This window comes from Methylosinus sp. Sm6, from assembly GCF_019802345.1.
Lineage (GTDB): Bacteria > Pseudomonadota > Alphaproteobacteria > Rhizobiales > Beijerinckiaceae > Methylosinus.
The window spans coordinates 1-1860 of sequence record NZ_JAINDZ010000102.1; the positions used below are offsets into that span (position 1 = coordinate 1).

Genomic DNA, 1860 nt, shown 5'->3' on the forward strand with positions numbered 1-1860 from the left:
TTGAAGAGGCGGCCGAGCGCTTCCTCGGAGCCGGACTTCGGATCGGAATAGATGATGATGGCGGTCTTGCTCATGGGATTTCGCCTCGTGTTTGCCGATAACTGTCGAATGATTTGGAAGCGAGCCTGAAGTCTCGCGGTCCGATGCGCGCCCTGGACCGCGAGCCTTCAGGCTCGCTCTTGTCCACGGGCGTCGATGTGAAATCAGACCAAGTCGGAGTCCGCTCTCCGTCAGAGGCCAAGATCGCTCAAGCTCGGATGATCATCCGGACGCCTGCCGAGCGGCCAATGAAACTTCCGATCGGCGGCGGAGATCGGAACATCATTGATGCTGGCGATGCGCAGGCGCATGAGTCCCTGCTCGTCGAACTCCCAATTTTCATTGCCGTAGGAGCGAAACCAGCTCCCGCTGTCGTCACGCCATTCATAAGCGAAGCGGACGGCGATCCGATTCTCGCGGAACGCCCACAGCTCCTTGATGAGCCGATACTCGAGCTCTCGTGACCATTTGCGTTGGAGAAAGGCCTCGATCCGATCGCGACCGACAATGAATTCGGCGCGATTGCGCCAGCAGCTGTCGATCGAATAGGCCTGCGCGACGCGCTCCGGATCGCGGTTGTTCCAGGCGTCCTCGGCGAGGCGCACTTTTTGGGCGGCGGTTTCGGCGGTGAAAGGCGGTAGCGGCGGTCTCGACATGATTTCCTCCTCCGATTGGAGCGTGCGTCCGAAAAGAGCGTGGACGCATGCTCGGCTCACGCCACGCGACGCAGCTCCAAAGCAGGAAAATCGATTGTCGTGTCGGCGATCTCATTGACGTAATTCGTCAGCGTGTTGAGGCCCACATGCAGGATGATCTCGATGATCTCGGCGTCGCCGAAGCCCGCCGCGCGCACAGCCGACAGATCGGCGTCCGAGACATGGCCGCGCTTGCGAACGACCTCGAGCGCGAAGCGCAAAGCGGCGTCGGCCCTTTGATCCGACGAGCGGCCGTCGCGATTGGCGGCGATCTCCGCGTCATCGAGCTTCAGCAGATTCTTGCCGATATACGCGTGCGCCGAGAGGCAATAGCCGCAGCCGTTGAATTCGGCCACCGCGACGGCGATGCGCTCGCGAGTGCGCGCGTCGGGCGCACCCTTGGCCAGCCCTTCGGTCAAGCCGAGCAGACCTTCGAGGCCGGCGGCGCTGTAGGCGACCAGTCGATAGAAATTCGGAACGAGTCCGAGCTTTGCCTTCACCGCCTCCAGCAGCGGACGGGCCGGGGCGGGCGCCGCTTCTATGGTTTCGGGCGTCGAGAGACGAGACATGATGCGCTCCATAGATTTCGTGCTCGCAGGCGTTTTGCCTGTCACCCGGAACATGATAGATGACGATCGAAACGATAATCGCCTTTCTTGGCACGACATCGTTGCGGTAGGCGCAGCAATCCGATGGACCGCTTCGACACGATCACGGCCTTCATCGCGGTCGTGGACCACAAGGGCTTCGCGCCGGCGGCGCGAAGCCTCGGCGTCTCGGCGTCGCTGTTGACGCGGCTCGTCGCCGCGCTCGAGGAAAGGCTCGGCGTGCGGCTTCTGCAACGAACGACGCGCTCCGTCGGCCTGACCGATGCAGGCGCGCGCTTTCTCGAGCGCGCCCGGCGGATCGTCGCCGATCTCGAGGAGGCCGAGCGCGTCGCGGAGAATGAGCAGAGCGCGCCGAGAGGACGGCTGAGCCTGTCCGCGCCGCTGATGTTCGGGCGCATGCACATAGGGCCGTTGATCGGCCGCTATATGAACGCGCATCCGCAGCTCACGGTCGAGCTGTCGCTCTCCGATCGCTTCGTCGATCTCGTGGAGGAAGGATTCGATCTCGCTCTGCGCAT

3 protein-coding genes are annotated in these 1860 nt (G+C 63.0%); 1 reads left to right on the forward strand and 2 read right to left on the reverse strand.

Annotation, left to right across the window (positions count from 1 at the left end; all coding sequences use genetic code 11):
• Positions 1 to 230: 230 nt before the first annotated feature.
• Both K3F48_RS23615 and K3F48_RS23620 read right to left on the reverse strand, forming a co-directional pair.
• Positions 231 to 695, reverse strand: coding sequence for a DUF1348 family protein (locus K3F48_RS23615; protein ID WP_222577883.1), 465 nt, complete (start codon positions 693 to 695; stop codon positions 231 to 233).
• A 56-nt stretch (positions 696 to 751) separates the two neighbouring features.
• Positions 752 to 1303 carry a carboxymuconolactone decarboxylase family protein gene (locus K3F48_RS23620; RefSeq protein ID WP_222577884.1) on the reverse strand — a complete coding sequence of 184 codons (552 nt, stop codon included), beginning with the start codon at positions 1301 to 1303 and terminating at the stop codon, positions 752 to 754.
• A gap of 123 nt (positions 1304 to 1426) precedes the next feature.
• Between K3F48_RS23620 and K3F48_RS23625 the strand changes: the two genes are divergently transcribed.
• Positions 1427 to 1860 (forward strand): LysR family transcriptional regulator (locus K3F48_RS23625; RefSeq protein ID WP_222577885.1); only part of this gene is annotated, 434 nt, incomplete at its 3' end.